This window comes from Methylococcus capsulatus (genome assembly GCF_036864975.1).
Taxonomy (GTDB): domain Bacteria; phylum Pseudomonadota; class Gammaproteobacteria; order Methylococcales; family Methylococcaceae; genus Methylococcus.
On the sequence record NZ_CP104311.1, the window covers coordinates 2,783,988 to 2,798,537 of the forward strand.

9 protein-coding genes are annotated in these 14,550 nt (G+C 63.1%); 8 read left to right on the forward strand and 1 reads right to left on the reverse strand.

The features are described 5' to 3' along the window. Window positions 1–5 precede the first annotated feature (5 nt). The 5 genes from N4J17_RS13630 to N4J17_RS13650 are packed head-to-tail and all read left to right on the forward strand — an operon-like array spanning window position 6 to window position 6,164. A complete protein-coding gene (locus N4J17_RS13630) occupies window positions 6–2,126 on the forward strand; it encodes a GumC family protein (RefSeq protein WP_198321968.1) in 2,121 nt (706 codons plus the stop codon). Further along, window positions 2,123–3,181: a glycosyltransferase family 4 protein gene (locus tag N4J17_RS13635; protein WP_198321969.1), complete on the forward strand. Its 1,059-nt coding sequence runs from the start codon at window positions 2,123–2,125 to the stop codon at window positions 3,179–3,181. The genes N4J17_RS13630 and N4J17_RS13635 overlap by 4 nt, the downstream gene beginning before the upstream one ends. After that, on the forward strand, window positions 3,174–4,190 hold the full coding sequence (locus N4J17_RS13640; protein ID WP_198321970.1) for a glycosyltransferase: 1,017 nt from the start codon (window positions 3,174–3,176) through the stop codon (window positions 4,188–4,190). Before N4J17_RS13635 ends, N4J17_RS13640 begins: the two co-directional genes overlap by 8 nt. A 4-nt stretch (window positions 4,191–4,194) precedes the next feature. Beyond that, window positions 4,195–4,785 carry an acyltransferase gene (locus N4J17_RS13645; protein ID WP_198321971.1) on the forward strand — a complete coding sequence of 197 codons (591 nt, stop codon included), beginning with the start codon at window positions 4,195–4,197 and terminating at the stop codon, window positions 4,783–4,785. After that, window positions 4,785–6,164, forward strand: a complete 1,380-nt coding sequence (locus N4J17_RS13650; protein ID WP_198321972.1) for an O-antigen ligase family protein — start codon at window positions 4,785–4,787, stop codon at window positions 6,162–6,164. The genes N4J17_RS13645 and N4J17_RS13650 overlap by 1 nt, the downstream gene beginning before the upstream one ends. A gap of 119 nt (window positions 6,165–6,283) precedes the next feature. On the opposite strand, the gene N4J17_RS13655 is transcribed toward N4J17_RS13650, so the two are convergent. Beyond that, entirely contained in the window at window positions 6,284–9,145 is a 2,862-nt protein-coding gene (locus N4J17_RS13655; RefSeq protein WP_198321973.1) for an MFS transporter, read from the reverse strand. Between the two features lie 93 nt (window positions 9,146–9,238). On the opposite strand from N4J17_RS13655, the gene N4J17_RS13660 reads away from it, so the two are divergent. The 3 genes from N4J17_RS13660 (at window position 9,239) to gyrA (ending at window position 14,510) form a co-directional block, all read left to right on the forward strand. Further along, window positions 9,239–10,003: a glycosyltransferase family 25 protein gene (locus N4J17_RS13660; protein ID WP_232470260.1), complete on the forward strand. Its 765-nt coding sequence runs from the start codon at window positions 9,239–9,241 to the stop codon at window positions 10,001–10,003. Between the two features lie 136 nt (window positions 10,004–10,139). Further along, a complete protein-coding gene (locus tag N4J17_RS13665; RefSeq protein WP_277458216.1) occupies window positions 10,140–11,834 on the forward strand; it encodes a cellulose-binding protein in 1,695 nt (564 codons plus the stop codon). Between the two features lie 93 nt (window positions 11,835–11,927). Continuing rightward, window positions 11,928–14,510: a DNA gyrase subunit A gene (gyrA, locus tag N4J17_RS13670; protein ID WP_198321974.1), complete on the forward strand. Its 2,583-nt coding sequence runs from the start codon at window positions 11,928–11,930 to the stop codon at window positions 14,508–14,510. Window positions 14,511–14,550: the final 40 nt, after the last annotated feature.

Here is a 14,550-nt window from a genome sequence, read left to right on the forward strand (position 1 = left end):
GCACGATGAACGCTTCCGCCTCCGAAATTCCGCAGAACTCGCCGCAATCCGCCGGCACGCTGATGCCGCTGGTGAGTTTTCAGCGGCACCGCCGGATCGCGCTGATCGTCATGGCCGTGGTCGTCGTCCTCGGAGCCGGATTCGCCTGGGTCAAAGGCAAGGCCGTCTATTCGGCCACCGCGGTGCTGTACGTAGCGCCGCGCTTCGTGAACATCCTCAAAGATTCCAAGGAGCTGGACATCCCTGCCTATGATCAATTCATCGAACATCAGGCCCGGACGGTACCGCGTTACGACATCCTGCTGGAGTCGCTGGCCAAGCTCGGCGACAAACGCTACGTCTGGCAGAGGGAAAAGGAGTCGGACCGGCGGGCTGCGGAGCGCCTGCAAGCGGCGCTCGAGGTCAAGCCGGTCAAGGACAGCTACCTCATCACGGTCACGCTAGAATCGACCACACCGGACCATCTCGACGAACTGGTCAACACTATCGTCGATACCTATCTCGAAAAATCCCGCGAATCGGACTCCTTTTTCGCCCGCAACGTACGCCTGGCCAGCCTGCGGGAGCGGCGGGGGCAGATCCAAGATGAAATCAACACAAAGCTTGCCCGCCGTACAGAGATCGCCCAGGAGCTGAGCGTCACGACGTTCAGCGAACAGCTGGCAAGCCCCTATGACAAACTGCTGATCGAAAGCCAAAACGCGCTGGCCGCGGCCCAGCGCAACCGGCTGGCGAGCGAGGCCGCTCTGGCGCTGTTCGAAGACAGGAACAGCGGCCAGGACGCCATCGCCGCGGCAGCCTTCGACGCCATCCAGAAAGATCCCGGCCTGATCAGCCTGAAAGGCAGCCTCTACAAGCGCCGCAGCGAATTGCTGCAGCAGGCCAGCGGCCTCGATCCCAGGCACCCTCTGAAAATCCAGATCGACCGTGAATTCAAGGAAATCGACGAGGAGCTCAACCGAACCGTCGACAAGCTCAATGAGCAGGTCGCGAAGAGCTTCATCGATCAGCGCAGATCCGATGTGAAACGGGACCGCCAGATCGAACAGGAACTCTCCCGCCAGCTCGAATCCTTCCGCCAGAAAGCCTCCTGGTTCGCAAGACTTTACAATGAAGCCCTGAGCCTCAACGACGAAATCGAACGCAGCCGTAAGCAGCTCGACATGATCGACGAGCGTATCGAATTCTTCGAGCTCGAGTCGCGGGCTCCCGGTTTCGTTCGTGTCGAAACCTATGCCCGTCCGCCGGAGCTTCCGGTCAAGGGCGGCCGGAAGAAACTGTTCGCCGTAGTCCTCGTCGTGGCATTGATGTTGGGGGGCGCCACGCCAATCGGGCTCGACATGTTGGATCAGCGCATTCGGACCACAGGCCAGGTCGCCAAGATCATCGGCCACCGGCCAGTCGCCTGGTTCGTCGAACATCACGGTAGCCCCGATCTCAAACGGATGAGCACAGATCAGCTGCGCCGGCTGGCCATTGCTGTAAACCGGGAGCGGGAGGTACACGGCAATCGGCTGGTATTGCTGACCTCTGTCAAACCGGATGCCGGGGTGACCAGTCTCGCCCTGGACCTAGCCTCCGAATTGGCCGTGCTCGGTGTACGCACCGTGGTCGTAGAAGCCGATGCCATCAAACCCGACCCCCGCTACCGGGCCGAGCCGGCCCAACCGGGGCTGGCCGACCTGTTGGCCGGTTCCGGCGAAGTTCCAACGGCGGTCGTGGCAGCGGCAGACGGATTGCCGGATCGGCTGGGAATGGGGACCGCCCCGGGGCGGCAGTTGTTCGCCTATCCCACATTGCGCCGGTGTTTCGACGAGTTGAAAGCGGCCTATGATCTGGTGCTGGTCGATGCGCCGCCCCTGCTGTTGTCCGCCGATACTGAGTACCTGGTGGAGGTCGCGGACGTCACCCTGCTGCTGGTAGGCGCCGGCCAGGTCAAGCCGGGCGAACTGCGGCGGGCGGCCGGCATCCTGCAGAAGATCGACCCTAGCGCGGTGGGTTTCGTGGTCACCCGACTGGAGGTCTATCGGGGCGGCGGTTATTACGCCAAACTGGCCGAGGAGTTCGCCCTGGCCATCGGCAACGAAAACAGGAAGAAACACGCATCGAGGAGGCTGGAGGAATGAAACCGGTGTTTCTTTACGTGCTGCACAGCGGCAATCTCTATGGGACCGAACGCATGGCGCTGGCAACTCTGGACGGCTTGCGCGGTCGCATGGAACCCGTCCTGTTCGCTCCACACGGCCCAGCCCTGGGCGAGGCCGAGCAGCTGGGCATTCAGGTGGTGGCGTTCCGCGGCGCGCGTGACTTGGCCATCAAGCTTAGGCCTTGGATCGCCCGTCACCGCCAGATCGCTTTCGCCGCCACCGGCGTGAGTCATTCCCTGATATTCCTGGCCTGGAACCGGCTGTACCGGCGCCGCAACGCGCATCTCCATCTCGTGCACGGCGGTACGGACGAGCGCGAAAGCTATGGGCGCAAACGGCTACTCAACGGAACGGGCGTTCGCTTCGTCGCGGTGTCCGAATTCGTCCGGGAACGCCTGCTCGCTCATGGCGTCGCCGAAGACGACATCGAAGTCTGCGAGAATTTCCTGCCGGACCGGCAGATCGCCGAAGCCCCTCGACGGCCGGCATTCCGCGAGGGGATCCACAACGTCGTCGTGGTTTCGCGCGTTGATCCGATCAAGCGGGTCGATCTGCTGCTCGACTGTCTGGACCAGCACCCGGCACTCGAGCGCCTGAATTTCCGCATCTGCGGCACAGGGTGGGACTTTGAAATGCTGCGGGCACGTGCGGAAAAGGATCATCCGAATGTGGTGTTCGAAGGCTTCAGCGACAAAATTCCGCAAATCCTGGCAGAGAGCGATCTATTGCTGCACCTGTGCCCGTGCGAGCCGTTCGGCCTCGCCATCCTGGAGGCCATGGCCGCTGGCGTTCCCGTGCTGGTGCCGGACGCCGGCGGCGCGGGCTCGCTGATCGAACCCGGTGTTTCGGGATTTCAGTTCCATGCCGGTGACGCCGATGATCTGGGAAGCGTGCTGGCCGAAGTCGCCGGCCTTGCGCCGACGAGCCTGGATCGCATCGTCGCGGCGGCCGACGCCAGGCTGCGCGAACGTTATTCGAGCAAGGCCGGGCTGGAACGCTATGCCAGACTGTTCAAGGAGCTTGCCGATGACTGAGTCGACACTTTCCAGCCAGCCTTTGCTATCGGTCATCGTCATCGGACGGAACGAAGGCGAGCGGCTGAGCCGCTGTCTCGCCTCGGTGCGTGGCATGCGCGATCCCGGCGGTCCGGTGGAGATCATCTATGTCGATTCGGCTTCGCGGGACGACAGCGTGGCCCGCGCACGCGCATTCGGCGCGAAAGTCATCGAGGTGAAGCCGGAACGTCCGTCCGCCGCCCTGGGACGCAACGCCGGCTGGCGGGAAGCCAAAGCGCCGTATCTCCTCTTTCTCGATGGCGATACCGTCCTGCACCCCGATTTCGTCGCCGATTCGCTACCCGAGTTCGATGATCCGAAGGTTGCCGTGGTATGGGGGCACCGGCGTGAACTCTATCCCGGGCACTCGCTGTTCAACCGCGTACTGGACCTCGACTGGGTCTATCCGCCGGGCCCTTCTGATTTCTGCGGTGGCGATGCACTGATGCGCGCCGATGTCGTCCGCTCCGTGGGGGGCTTTGATGCCAGCTTGATCGCGGGGGAAGAACCGGAAATGTGCCAGCGCATCCGAGCGTTGGGATTCACCATCGTGCACGTCGACCGCCCCATGACCGGGCATGACCTGGCGATGAAAACCTGGGCAAGTTACTGGAAGCGGGCATTCCGGGCGGGCTATGCCTATGCCGAAGTATCCGAGCGGCTGCGGCACACGGCCTTTCCGCTGTGGCTGACGGATGCGCGGCGGAACCGGGTGCGGGGCGGTTTCCTGAGCGTTCTGTTCGCTGGCGGAGTCCTGGCTTCGGTGATCGCCAAGAGCCTGTTACCGCTGGTGCTGGCGCTGGCGTTCTTCTTGGCGCTGGCCCTGCGCTCGGCCTGGAAGGCCCGGTGGAAAGGAGGCGGGTTGGGGACGCTGCTGCTCTACGGGGTCCATTCGCATCTCCAGCAGATCCCCATCCTGGTCGGTCAGATCGCCTGCCGGATCGACCGCCTGCGCCGACACAACCGTTACCTGATCGAGTACAAGTGAGGCCATGTCCAGAATCACCAAACGTCTCCTGTTGAGTTTATTGACGCCGGCCGCGGCCATCGCCAACCGCTTGGATTCCTGGCATCGCCTGTGGGCGCATGCACGGCTCAAGGCGGCCCTCGATTCGGACCTGGACCCTTCCGTGGTGGTACTGGAGACACCCGAACTGCACGGCAGCAGAAACATCCATCTGGGGCGGGACTTGTTCCTTTATCCAGGTCTGTACCTGGAAACCCAGGAACTAGGCCGCATCGAAATCGGCGACGGCGTGGTGCTGTCGCGCGGGGTGCATATCGTGTCCTATGCCTCGGTTGTCCTGGAAGACGGTGTGATGGTGGGTGAATACACCAGCATCCGGGATGCCCATCACCGTGTCGCCGAAGGCCGCTCCGTACGGGATACCGGTCATGATGCCAGGCCGGTGCGGATCGGGCGCAATGCATGGATCGGGCGGGGCGCCGCCATCCTGCGGGGAGTCACAGTCGGAGACGGCGCCGTGGTCGGCGCCAACGCGGTCGTGACGCACGACGTCCCCGCCGGCGCGGTCGTGGCCGGGGTGCCCGCCCGGCCCATCGAGCGCCCACGCCCCGCCTGATGCTCTCCTACATCGCGCTGCTGCCCGGCATCGCGGCCTTTCTGATCGCTACCCGGCACGACACCCAATACGCCTTTCTCCGTGTCTATTTGCCGGTGTTACTGCTTCTGCCGGATTATTACCGCTGCATTTTCCCGGGTCTGCCGGACCCGACCTTCAATCAGGCGGCCTGCGTGGCGGTCGCGGCAAGCTTCGCCATGAAGGGCTTCCCCGGTTACCGGTTCAGCCTCAACGACGTGTGGGTGTTCGGCTATGCGCTGTGCGTATCGATTTCCGAGTACCGCGCTTCCGGGTATTCCGACGCCCAGAATTTGATGTTCGCGATGCTGTTCAGCGGCGTCGTTCCCTACCTGCTGGCGAAAAGTCTGATCGAGCCGTTCGGCAACCGTTTCCTGTTTGCCAAGATTTGTGTGCTTGCCATAGCAGTGGTATCGATCTTCAATCTGGTCGAGACGCGCCTGGGGTTGAATCCGTGGCGCTTCGTGTTCGACCGGTTCTTTCCGGGTCAGGGGATGGAATGGGTCACGACTTTCCGCTTTGGGCTGGCGCGGGCTGCCGGTCCTTACGCCCACGCCCTGCTGGCCGGGATCATGATGATCGTCGCCTTCCGTTTGCAGCGTTGGCTGCAATGGTCCGGCGCCTGGCCGGACAAGTTCAGGCAGCTGCCCTGGCTGCCCTACAAACCGGCGTTCTGGCTGACACTGATCACAGCGGGCGGCCTGTTCATCACTCTGGCAAAGGGTTCCTGGCTGGCCAGTTTCATCGGCGCCAGTCTTACCGCCGTGGGGCGTAGCAAACACCGCAATCTGGCGATGGCGGTGATTCTGGGCGGGATGGTCGTGATCGGCGTTCCGGCAATCATCGCCTTCCTGAACTACGCTTCGGTCGGCCGCGAAAACGCCAAAGATGAAAATCAGGAAACGGCGGCTTATCGCTATGAACTGATCGAAAACTACCTGGACATTGCCAATCAAGAGCCGCTTTGGGGCTGGGGCCTGACCAAATGGCCGAAAGTGCCGGGGGCGGAGTCCATCGACAATCATTTCCTGCTGCTGTTGCTGATGCATGGCTACTTGGCCTCGGTGTTTTTTCTACTGTTGCTGCCCGGCACCATGATCCGGCTTTTGATCTATGGGCTGCGCCAGCCGCCCACCGGCCCACCCGGCAGTTCGCTGGCCTTCACGCTCGCCGGCATCTATCTCGCTTATTTCGTCGCCATTGCCACAGTGTTCATGGGGCAACAGACGATGCCCATGTTTTTCATGCTCACCGGCTGGGCGGAGAGCTACATGCAGCGGCGGAGCCCAGAATGGGGTTGGATGGGCGCAGGCCGGCGGTTCGAGGCGGCAGTGCCGTTCCGGTTCAGGAGGGTCTTATGACGCGCCGGCCCGTTTTGGGTCTGGCTAAGGATCATGGCGACAGGCCGCCCTTGGACAATGCCTCCTCGGCAATAACGCAGTGAGCGCAATAGCGGGAGGTATCGCGTGAGCGCAACTGCTCACCATGATCGTTCCCCCTCCTCCTCGGCTCTTCGCCCGGAAGGAGAAGGAGGCCAAGATGCTGCGACTTTCACGTTAATCAGCAGATTGCAGAGAAAGCCGATCAGCAGCAGGCCTGACGCCATCCACAGCAGGGCGAACCGGGCATGGGCCTCGGCGAGGCCGAGTCCGATCAGCCAGGTTTCCAGCGAGGAGATCAGCGGCGGCACGGCTGCCGCCGCAACCGCCCAAGCCATCAGTAGTCTGCCATGGACCCTCCCGAGCCGGAGGGTTCCGAATACATCCGCCGCATAGGCAGGCAAGGCGGCGATCCCGCCACCGAAAAGGCTCGCCGCGGCGGCGCAGCAGGCCATGAAAGCAGGCACGTTGCCGCTCAGGCCTATGAAAGGCAGCGCCATACAGAGCGCCGCACCGCCCAGGAACACCAGCGTATAGACGGACTTGCGGCCGACCCGGTCGGACACCCAGCCCCACAGCAGGCGACCACCGAAGTCGGCCAGAGCCAGCATTCCGACAAACACCGCCGTGCCGGCGGCGCTGGGCATGCCGCGCAGTATTGGCACTGCCAGGCTCGAAAGGCCGATACCGGCGGCGGCACTCAGAAAGAGCATGAGCCAAAGCAGATAAAACCGCGGCGACCGCCATTCCCGCACCGGGGCCAGTTTGCCATCCGACGGCGACAGCCGTAGGGCAAAGCCGGCGAGCAGCAAAACCAAACCCAGCGATCCGAGCGCAAACGCCGTTTCCACCATGCCCAAGGGTTCGGGATTTCCGCTGAGTTTCGAGAGCGCCTCCGCCAGCGGACCGACCAACAGAATGCCACCGCCGAAGCCTGCGAGCGTCAGTCCGGCCATCGTTCCACGACGGGCAGGAATGACTTGCATCAAGGCGGGCATCGTGGCCGCATAACCGAAACCCAAGCCAAGGCCGCCTACCATGCCGTAACCGGACAAAACCAGGTTCTTCACCTGGAGATGCGCGCCAAACAGAACTGAGAGCAGACCGGCCAACAAGAGCAGGGAGGCGGCGAAAAGCGCTGGACGAGGTCCGACCCGGTCCGCCCAGCGGCCACCGAAGTCCGCCGCCAATCCCACGCCAAGCACGGCCAAACCGAACATCCACGCCTGAGTCGGCATGAGATCGGGTGCAAAGAGACTGGCCAGGAGTCCGCCGGGCAGGGCAAGTGAATATAATAGGCCAAGGCCGATGAATACACCGAATGCGGCGACCGAGACCGGCCAGCGGCTGAAACCACTCCGGGTCGCGGGACGGGGAGAATCGCTTTCGCGCCGCTCGGTCCGCAGCTTCAGGCCTAGTCTGGCCAGAACGGCGTACACAACCTGCCGTTCGTCGGGCCGGAACAGAAGGACGAATACGAGACCGGCGGTGACGGCGACATAGGCCAGGCCGAACAAGATCAGTATGCCGAGCGCATCCCACCGCGTGAGCTCGGCGAGCCCGGTCCAGCCGGACACGGCCCGGCTGGCCAGATAGCCGACCAGATAGGGCAGGGCTCCGATGGGGGCGACCTCCCGAAAAAACCGTAACTGACCAATGCCCAATTGCGCATTGGCATAAACGATGACGCCCAGGCTGCTGCCGATCCGGGTCAGCATGATCATCGCTGCCAGGGTGAGCAAACTGGTTTCACCCCGCAACTTCATCCAGACCAACCCCACCGCCAACAGGACGATCTGCGGCACGATGAAAGCCCAGAAAGTGCGGGCGGGCGAGTTGATCGCCTGGAAATAACTGGTGACCGGGGCCGTCAGTGCATGGATATGAAAGCCGACCGCGGCATAGAGCAGCAGGGTTCCGGCATCGGCGACCGGGACGCTCTGTCCCATCCAGGCCGTGATCAGCACCGTCGCGAACGGCGCCATGAATCCCAGCGCCAACCCGTTGAGCGCATTCAGGTAGCGCGAGGAGCGCAGATACAGCCGTACCAGTTCCTCACGCTCCCCGAGCGTGTGCAAGTGGGTGATCGCGGACAGCAGGCTATTAGTCGCCGAATTGAAAAGCTGGCTGGCCATCGTCGGGAATTTTTGACTGATGTCCAGCAGGCCGAGGGCGCCGGGATTGTGGGTGATGTAGCCGGCCAGTGCCCGTTCGCTGGTATTCAAGAATACACTGAGCAGGCCGTTCACCTGCATGACGCCGCCGTACTCCAGGAACGGCCGCCACTGGGCCTTTCCCAGCCCCCACAGATGGATGCGGAATCCGGGCAACAGCCGGTGAAACCAGGCTAGGGTGAACGTCAGCGCGAACACCGCGCGCAACACATAGGCCGCCATCATCCCGACCAGTCCCCAGCCCTGGAGCAGGAAGACGACTATCAGCACGGCCTCCAGGGTCGAGCAGACCAGCGAGATCACCGCGTTTTCCGCATTGCGGTGGATGCCACCCATGACGTAACCGTATGGAACCAGCAGTTCCAGCAGCATCGCTCCCACCACGCCCAGCACCAGAAGCCGCATCGTTTCCTGCATCGCCGGTTCGACATGGAACCAGGCGTAGAGCCAGGGCATCGAGACCCACAATGTACCCAGGATGAAGCTCCCGAGCGCCAGGGTGAGCCAGATGCCGGCTCCCATCATGCGGCCTATGTCGTCGAGCCGGCCGTGGGCGTAGTATTCCGCCGAATAACGTATGTACACCCCGGCGATGCCGAAGGTGCTCATGCCGATGTAGCCCAACACCAGGAAGCAGGTGGCCCAGATGCTGTAGTCCTGCAGCGATACGTGCAGCAGGATGAACGGCGGCAGGCCGACGCGGATAATGAGGTAGATCATTTGCCCGACGACGCTGGCGATGGCATTCCTGGACAGGCGGGTATGGGCATTGCGGTGGTCGTCGGCCATGGACTGCTGCTCCGGTGAGGCGAAGGGGGCGTTATTTTGCCATGCGCACAGCTATCCGGCTGCAGCAACCTGCGAATCGACGAGGGCTGCGGTATGATGGGTGGCATCGAGCGCAAAGGAGGGGGAATCGTGCGTCTGATGGATTATTTCGATCGCTGCTATATCATCAATCTGCCCGAACGCAGGGATCGCCGGCGTGAGATGGAAAAGGAACTGGAACGGGTTGGCCTGTCGCCGATGCCCGGCCGGGTGGAGTTCTTCCCGGCCATCCGGCCCGAATCCGCCGGGCCGTTCCCCAGTATCGGCGCACACGGCTGCTTCATGAGCCATTTGAGCATCTTGCGCGCAGCCAAGGCTCAGGGCCTCCGCAATGTCCTGATACTCGAGGATGACCTCACCCTCTCCGCGCAGTTTCCCGAAGTCGAAGAGAGGCTGCTCGGCGAATTGCGGGAAATCCCCTGGGATCTCACGTTCTTCGGCCATGTATTGGAGTTTTCCGAAGTCCCGTCAGACAAGGTGCACCTGGAGCCCTACGCAGGCCCCATCGTCACGGCGCACTTCTATGCGGTCAACGGTCCCGTGATCGACCGCCTGCTGGCGTTTCTCGATACTCTGTTGCAGCGTCCGCCGGGCCATCCGGAAGGGGGCCCCATGCACGTGGATGGAGCGTACTCGACATTCCGGCAGCAGAATCCCGATGTCGTCACCCTGGTGGCGGTGCCCAGCCTGGGATGGCAGCGCAGCTCGCGCAGCGATATCGCTCCCAATCGGTGGTACGATCGCTGGCCTCTGATGCGGAATCTGGTCGCCCTGGCACGCCGTGGCAAGGTATGGTTACGTGGCAACCGCCGGCTTTGAAACTTCGGCGGGCGGGAGACGGGATGGGCGGCCGCCGGAATGCTGGCTTATCGTCGCAGTGCTTTGCCTTGGCTTTACAGCCTGCGGTGAAACGGACGCTCCAGCTGCTCCGTCAGCCTCCAGCTCCGGTATCGGTGTGAACATCGCCGGTCTAGCCTATTACGGCACTGAAATTCCTTTTGTCGATCTGTTCAAACTCTCAGGACCCTGGCTCACCCAATGTCGGCCCGGGCGCGATCCAGGCTGCGACGAACAACGCTGGCCTCCCGGCGCGAGCGCTTGGAACACTTTCGAACAGGATGCGCTGGTACTGGACGCAGCGGGGTATCCGAATTCGCTGCCGGATCCGCCCCGAAACGGCGCGTCCGGCAGTCGTTTCACCTCCGTCGCCACTCTGGTACCGACTGGCCTGAGTCCTTCCCGACCGGCCGGACGCTTCATCGTTCGCTACCAAGGCCAGGGCACGCTCGGCTATGCGCGGGGCGCCGTTCGCAATGCCGCTTTATCTGGACCCGGGCGGGATGTCGTCGACGTGAATGGTGTCGGTGGCGAATTCTGGTTCGAGCTCGCCATCCTGGCCACGGATCCCGGCGGCAACGGCGATCACATCCGCAATATCAGAGTCGTGCCCGAAGGGGGCACCTGCGAAGGACAGCCCACGGCCTTCTGCACCGATTCCATGGGCTGCGGGGAGCAGCGTGACTGCCGGCCGTTCGAGGAGTCGGACTCCATCTTCGATCCTCGATTCCTGCGCAATCTGGCGCAGTTCCGCGCCATCCGTTTCATGGCTTATCAAAACACCAACGATTCCACCGCTGTCGGCTGGACCGATCGCACCGCTCCGGAAAGCCGGACCTGGGCGTCCGAGACCGGCGACGGCGGTCCGGCCGAGATGATCCCGGCATTGGGCAACCGCCTGCAGGCGGACGTCTGGGTGAACATGCCTGCCCGCGCCGACGATGGTTACGTCCGCCAGTTCGCCATGCTGATGCGGCGGAAGCTCGACAAAGACCGTAAGGTCTACGTCGAATACAGCAACGAAGCCTGGAACGATGCGTTCTCCGCCGGTCGCTGGATGGAAGCGCAGGCGCTGGCGAGATGGCCGGACGCGGACGAGAGCGCCTACGGCAAAAGGCTGCAATGGTACGGAATGCGTACGGCACAGATGTGCGACATTTGGAAAGAAGTCTGGGCGGAGGAAGGGGACCGGGTCGTCTGTGTCATGGGAAGCCAGGCGGCCAATCCCTGGACTGCACGCCAGGCCCTGGACTGTCCTTTGTGGCAGGGCGGGCGCGGCGGTTCGCCGTGCTACCGGCATCATATCCAGGCTTTGGCCATCGCCCCCTATTTCGGCCACTACCTGGGTTTGCCCGAACATGCGGCGACGGTGAAAGGCTGGTGTTCCGATCCCGACGGCGGACTGCGCCGCCTTTTCACCGAAATCTTCTACGGCGGCGAGCTTCCCGGCGGCCCGCCCGGCGGAGCCTTGGAGGAAGCCAAGCGACAGATGCAGGAAAACAAACGCCTTGCCAGCGAGTATGGGCTGGACCTGGTGGCCTACGAAGGCGGCCAGCATCTGGTGGGCGTCGGCGAGGCCGGCGCTGATCCGGCGATCACCGCCCTGTTCGTGGCCGCCAACCGGGACCACCGGATGGGTGATGCCTACCTACGCCACCTGGAAGATTGGCGGGCAGCGGGCGGCGGGCTCTACAACCTGTGGAACAGTGCAGGCCCTTATTCCCAGTGGGGCAGTTGGGGCCTGCTCGAATACAGGGACCAGCCCGGCGCGCCGAAATATGACGCGGTCAAGGCGGCGATGCCCCGGGAATGAGTCCGGGGCAAGGGATGACGCTTTTGTTATAATGCGCAGATTCCGTCCCGGGCAGGCATCGCCGCCACGCCCATTCCCTACCGCTCGGTTCCGATGACAGCCTTCGCCAAAGAAATCATTCCGGTCAATCTCGAAGACGAGATGAAGCAGTCCTACCTGGATTACGCCATGAGCGTGATCGTAGGACGCGCCCTGCCGGATGCCCGCGACGGTCTCAAGCCGGTGCACCGGCGCGTCCTGTACGCGATGCACGAACTCGGCAACGACTGGAACAAACCCTACAAAAAATCGGCCCGCGTGGTCGGCGACGTGATCGGTAAATACCATCCGCACGGCGACACGGCGGTGTACGACACCATCGTGCGGATGGCCCAGCCGTTCTCGCTGCGTTACATGCTGATCGACGGCCAGGGCAACTTCGGCTCGGTCGATGGCGACCCGCCGGCTGCCATGCGTTACACCGAAGTCCGCATGGCCCGCATCGCCCACGACCTCCTGGCCGACCTGGACAAGGAAACCGTCGACTTCGTCCCCAACTACGACGATTCCGAAAGTGAGCCTTCGGTCCTGCCGACACGGATTCCCAATCTACTGATCAACGGGGCGGCAGGCATCGCGGTCGGGATGGCCACTAACATTCCGCCGCACAACCTCAGGGAAGTCATCGATGCCTGCCTGGCGCTGATCGAGAATCCGGTAGCCAGCGTGCAGGATCTGATGGTCCACGTGCCCGGCCCGGACTTCCCCACGGCGGGCATCATCAACGGCGCCGCGGGCATCCGTGAGGCCTATCTCACCGGCCGCGGCCGCATCTATCTGCGCGCCCGCTGCCAGTTCGAGGGCGAGGAGGGTGGCCGCCAGAGCATCATCGTCAACGAGCTGCCGTACCAGGTGAACAAGGCGCGGCTGCTGGAGAAAATCGCCGAGCTGGTCAAGGAAGGCAAGCTCGAAGGTATTTCCGCTCTGCGCGACGAGTCCGACAAGGATGGCATGCGCATGGTGATCGAACTGCGCCGTGGCGAAGTGCCGGAGGTGGTACTGAACAATCTGTATCAGCAGACCCAGATGCAGAGCGTGTTCGGGATCAACATGGTGGCGCTGCTGAACGGCCGTCCGCGCCTGATGAACCTGCGCGACTTGATCTCCGCTTTCATCGACCACCGTCGCGAGGTGGTGACCAGGCGCACGCTGTACGAACTGCGCAAGGCCAGAGAGCGGGCGCACGTGTTGGAAGGTCTGGCGGTGGCGCTGGCCAACATCGACGAAGTCATCGAACTCATCAAGAGCTCACCGAGTCCCGCCGAAGCTAAGGAGCGCCTCGTTTCGCGCGCCTGGCAGCCCGGCATCGTCACCGAACTGCTGGAACGAGCGGAGGCCGCAGAAGCCTCCCGTCCCCGCGATCTGGACCCTGCCTACGGGCTGCGCGAGGGTGGGTATTATCTTTCGCCCACCCAGGCCCAGGCGATCCTGGACCTGCGCCTGCATCGCCTCACCGGACTGGAGCAGGACAAGATCATCGCTGAATACCGAGCACTGTTGGAGCAGATCACCGATCTGCTGGACATCCTGGCCAAGGACAGCCGTCTGATGCAGGTGATCCGCGATGAGCTGGTCGCGATCCGCGAACAATTCGGCGATCCCCGCCGCACCGAGATCATTGCCGACCGCCTCGACCTTTCGGCCGAGGATCTCATCACCGAGGAAGACATGGTGGTGACGGTCTCGCACGAAGGCTACGTCAAAGCCCAGCCACTGGCGGATTACCGGGCCCAGCGTCGTGGCGGCCGCGGCAAGCAGGCGGCCGCCACGAAAGAAGAGGATTACATCGAAAAGCTGGTCGTGGCCAACACCCATGATACCATTTTGTGCTTCAGCAGCAGCGGTAAAGTCTACTGGCTCAAGGTATACGAGCTCCCGGTGGCCAGCCGCACCGCGCGCGGCCGCCCCTTCGTCAACCTGCTGCCGCTGGAGGAAGGTGAACGCATCAACGCCATCCTCCCGATCCGGAAGTTCGACGAAGCCCATTTCATCTTCATGGCCACCGCCTCCGGCACCGTCAAGAAAGTCGCGCTCAGCGAGTTCGATCGCCCCCGGCCCAGCGGCAAGATCGCCATCGAGCTACGCGACGACGACCGCCTGGTCGACGTGGCGATTACCCATGGCGAACAGGACGTGATGCTGTTCAGCAGCGACGGCAAGGTGGTGTGTTTCCCCGAGACGGATGTCCGTGCTATGGGCCGTACCGCCGCTGGGGTGCGCGGCATGACTTTGCAGGAGGGGCAGAAAGTCATCGCCCTGATCATCGCCAGTGAAGGCACCGTGCTCAACATAACCGAAAACGGCTACGGCAAGCGCTCACGGCTGGAGGAATTCCCCCGTCACCGGCGCGGCGGACAGGGGGTGATCGCCATTCAGACCAGCGCCCGCAATGGCGCGGTGGTTGGAGCGGCTCTGGTCCAGGACGAGGACGAGATCATGCTGATCACCGACGCCGGGACCCTGGTGCGGACGCGGGTCGGTGAAATCCCCGTGCTCAGCCGCAATACCCAAGGTGTTACCGTCATCCGGTTGGGCGCCGGTGAAAAGGTCGTCGGCATGGATCGAATCGGTAGCCTGCCCGATGGCGAAGGGGATGAGCCGGACAATGGTTCCGAAGAATCCGCGGAAACCAAATGAATCCAGGTGGGCCATGGCTATCGATGAAATCTTTGGGGTA

Coding starts and splice junctions, on each gene's coding strand:
- gyrA (WP_198321974.1), top strand. CDS start 11,928: ATGACAGCCTTCGCCAAAGAAATCATTCCGGTCAATCTCGAAGACGAG.
- N4J17_RS13640 (WP_198321970.1), top strand. CDS start 3,174: ATGACTGAGTCGACACTTTCCAGCCAGCCTTTGCTATCGGTCATCGTC.
- N4J17_RS13630 (WP_198321968.1), top strand. CDS start 6: ATGAACGCTTCCGCCTCCGAAATTCCGCAGAACTCGCCGCAATCCGCC.
- N4J17_RS13645 (WP_198321971.1), top strand. CDS start 4,195: ATGTCCAGAATCACCAAACGTCTCCTGTTGAGTTTATTGACGCCGGCC.
- N4J17_RS13660 (WP_232470260.1), top strand. CDS start 9,239: ATGATGGGTGGCATCGAGCGCAAAGGAGGGGGAATCGTGCGTCTGATG.
- N4J17_RS13650 (WP_198321972.1), top strand. CDS start 4,785: ATGCTCTCCTACATCGCGCTGCTGCCCGGCATCGCGGCCTTTCTGATC.
- N4J17_RS13655 (WP_198321973.1), bottom strand. CDS start 9,145: ATGGCCGACGACCACCGCAATGCCCATACCCGCCTGTCCAGGAATGCC.
- N4J17_RS13635 (WP_198321969.1), top strand. CDS start 2,123: ATGAAACCGGTGTTTCTTTACGTGCTGCACAGCGGCAATCTCTATGGG.